Here is a 3,107-nt window from a genome sequence, read left to right as displayed (position 1 = left end):
GACCGCGTCGGCGACGGCGTCGCGCGCGGCGGCGAGCACCGCGTCGGCATCGCGGCCCGCGAGCGCCGCGCGGGCGACGACGACGACGGATGCCTCGCCCCACTGGTCGTCCGCCACTCCGACCACGACGGCCTCGGCGAGACCCGGCACGGTGCGCACCGCGTGCTCGACGCGGTCGAGCGAGACGTTGACGCCGCCCGAGACGATCACGTTGTCGAGCCGTCCGGTCACCTGCAGCACGCCGTCGGCGAGCGCACCGGCATCCCCCGTGCGATACCAGCGCGTGCCGTCCGGATCGCGGCGGAAGACGGATGCCGTCCGCTCCGGCTCGCCGAGGTAGCCGTCGGCGAGCGTCGGCCCGCTGAGTCGCACCTCGCCGTCTGCGATGCGCACGCCGAGGCCGTCGAGCGGGACGCCGTCGTACACGCATCCGCCGCTCGTCTCGGTCGAGCCGTACGTGCGGACGATGCGCGCCCCGGCGGCCTCGGCGCGCTCGCGCAGCGCGGGCGGCAGCGACTGGCCTCCGACGAGGATCGCCTCGAACGCGCGGAGCGCACGCGCGACCGCGGGGTCGTGGCCGGCGGCATCCAGCAGGGTGCCGAGCTGCGCGGGGACGAGTGAGGTGTAGTTCGGCACGCGGTGGCCGTCGCGGTGCGAGGCCATCGTCGCGGCGGCCGCGGCGAAGGCCTGCGGCGAGAACCTGCCGGACAGGAGGGCGGGCTCGGTGCCGGCGACGATCGCCCGCACGAGCACCTGGGCTCCCGCGATGTAGGTCGCCGGCAGGGCGAGGAGCCACACGCCCTCGCCGATGCGGCCGGCGGTGGCGAGGGCGCTCGCGGTGAGCGCGCTGCGGCTCAGGGCGACGCGCTTGGGATGCCCGCTGGAGCCCGACGTCGCGACGACGACCGCCGTGCCCGCCGGCACCTCCTCCGGCATCCGTCGCGTGCTTTCGCCCGGTCCGGCCCCCGGCATCCGCTCCGGTCCGCCGTCCGGTCCGGCGCCCGGCATCCCGCCCGGCAACCGGTTCAGCGCGCGGTCCGCTCCCGGGGCCGCAACCCGGTCGCCGAGCGCGACCGCGGGACCCGCGCCGTGGATCGCCGCGCGCAGCGCCCGCAGCACGTCGCGCGGGCTGTCGCCGTCGACCGGTTCGAGCCTCATCGCCGCGGACCTAGAAGTGGTACGGGAAGGGCGACCAGTCCGGCTCGCGCTTCTGCAGGAACGCGTCGCGGCCCTCGACCGCCTCGTCGGTGCCGTACGCGAGCCGCGTCGCCTCGCCGGCGAACACCTGCTGGCCGACCAGGCCGTCGTCGACGGCGTTGAAGGCGAACTTCAGCATGCGGATCGCCGTCGGCGACTTCGTCAGGATCGTGCGCGCCACCGCGAGCGCCTCGCGCTCGAGGTCTGCGTGCGGCACGACGCGGTTGACCGCGCCCATCTCGTACGCGCGCTGCGCGGAGTACTCCTCGGCGAGGAAGAACACCTCGCGCGCGAGCTTCTGCCCCACCTGCCGCGCCATGTACGCCGAACCGTATCCGGCGTCGAACGAGCCGACGTCGGCGTCGGTCTGCTTGAAGCGTCCGTGCTCGGCGCTCGCGATCGACAGGTCGCTCACGACGTGCAGCGAGTGCCCGCCGCCGGCCGCCCAGCCCGGGATGACCGCGATCACGACCTTCGGCATGAACCGGATGAGCCGCTGCACCTCGAGGATGTGCAGGCGTCCCGCGCGAGCGGGGTCGGCGACGGAGGCCTCGTCGTCCGAGTACTTGTATCCGTCGCGCCCGCGGATGCGCTGGTCGCCCCCGGAGCAGAACGCCCAGCCGCCGTCCTTGGCGCTCGGGCCGTTGCCGGTGAGGAGCACCACGCCGATCCGCGGGTCCTGCCGCGCGAGGTCGAGCGCGCGGTACAGCTCGTCGACGGTGTGCGGGCGGAAGGCGTTGCGCACCTCGGGGCGGTCGAACGCGATGCGGGCGATGCGGCCGTCGCGCGAGACGTGCGCGGTGATGTCGGTGTACGCGTCGGCGCCGGGCGCCGGCATCCATTCCGCCGGGTCGAACAGCTCGGAGACCATGACGCTCAGCCTATTCGCCGGGCGCGGCACGGATGCCGCCGGCCGGGCAACTACCCTGGTGCGGTGACCTCGACTCTGCGCGCCGCCGGCACCGCCGCGGCATCCGCCCTCCTGTTGTTCGCCCTCGCCGCCTGCACCGGAGGCGCGCCGGCGGAGACGCCGACGTCCGCCGAGACGGCGACCGTGGCGATCCTCGACTCCGCGTGCGCGGACGACGCGGGCGTGACGATCGTCGTGGACTCGTCCGCGCTCGAGGACGGCGAGAGCCGGGAGTGGTGCATCGGCACCGACGAGCCCGTCGCCGCCGCCGACGCCCTGGCCCTCGTCGACGTGAAGACCGAGGGCACCGACGAGTACGGCGACCAGGTCGTGTGCCGCGTCGACGGCGTGCCCGCCGAGGACGCCGCGATCCCCGCCGAGGACGGCTCGGACTACTTCGAGACGTGCGCGTCGATGCCGGCCGCGTTCGCGTACTGGTCGCTGTGGCAGAAGCCGGCCGGCGGCGAGTGGGGCTACGCGCAGGAGGGCCTGTCGACCCTGCGGCTGCAGCCGGGCGACGCGCTCGAGCTGCTGTTCACGCTGCACGGCGAGCCGGCCGCACCGGCGGCGTGACGTCGGACCCGGCGTGAGCCTCCGGCCCGGTCCGCTGAAGGCGGCGGCGGCGCTCGCCGCCGGGTTCATCGCGGTCCGGGTCGTCTACCGCCTCCTCTTCCACGGCGCCGACGGCGCCGGCCCGGTGCTGCTGGCGCTGCCCGCCGTTCGCCTGCCGCCGCCGTTCGGCCACGTCGTGATGTTCGGCCCCGCGACGCTCGGCGGGGTGTGGGATGCCGCGCTCAGCGCCGTGCCGATCGCCGCGACGATCCTCGCCTTCGGCCTGCTGAACGCGCTGTTCGACGTGTCGCGGCTGTTCGCGCGCGCGTCGCGCCGCGGTCCGTTGCGGGGTGTCGCGCGGGCGCTGTCGGTCGCCTGGGCGACGCTGCCGTCGCTCGCCGACGCCGTGCGTGCGGCGCGGTTCGCGCAGCGGCTGCGCGGCGAGCGG

3 protein-coding genes and 1 pseudogene are annotated in these 3,107 nt (G+C 75.5%); 2 read left to right on the top strand and 2 right to left on the bottom strand.

The window, feature by feature from the left end:
* Both WML84_RS14235 and WML84_RS14230 read right to left on the bottom strand, forming a co-directional pair.
* A partial coding sequence (locus WML84_RS14235; protein ID WP_347346796.1) for an AMP-binding protein occupies positions 1 to 1,158 on the bottom strand: 1,158 nt, incomplete at its 3' end.
* Between the two features lie 10 nt (positions 1,159 to 1,168).
* Complete coding sequence (locus tag WML84_RS14230) at positions 1,169 to 2,068, bottom strand: 1,4-dihydroxy-2-naphthoyl-CoA synthase (RefSeq protein WP_347346795.1); 900 nt, start codon at positions 2,066 to 2,068, stop codon at positions 1,169 to 1,171.
* Positions 2,069 to 2,131: 63 nt separating this feature from the next.
* On the opposite strand from WML84_RS14230, the gene WML84_RS14225 reads away from it, so the two are divergent.
* The gene (locus WML84_RS14225) at positions 2,132 to 2,680 is read left to right on the top strand and encodes a hypothetical protein (RefSeq protein ID WP_347346794.1); all 549 of its coding nucleotides are present in this window, start codon (positions 2,132 to 2,134) and stop codon (positions 2,678 to 2,680) included.
* A gap of 13 nt (positions 2,681 to 2,693) precedes the next feature.
* Positions 2,694 to 3,107 (top strand): annotated as a pseudogene (locus WML84_RS14220) (ECF transporter S component); the annotation flags it as partial.

It is taken from the genome of Microbacterium sp. (assembly GCF_039812165.1).
Taxonomy (GTDB): domain Bacteria; phylum Actinomycetota; class Actinomycetes; order Actinomycetales; family Microbacteriaceae; genus Microbacterium.
Note: the sequence above shows the minus strand (reverse complement) of the source record. Positions and strands in the feature narration are given on the sequence as shown.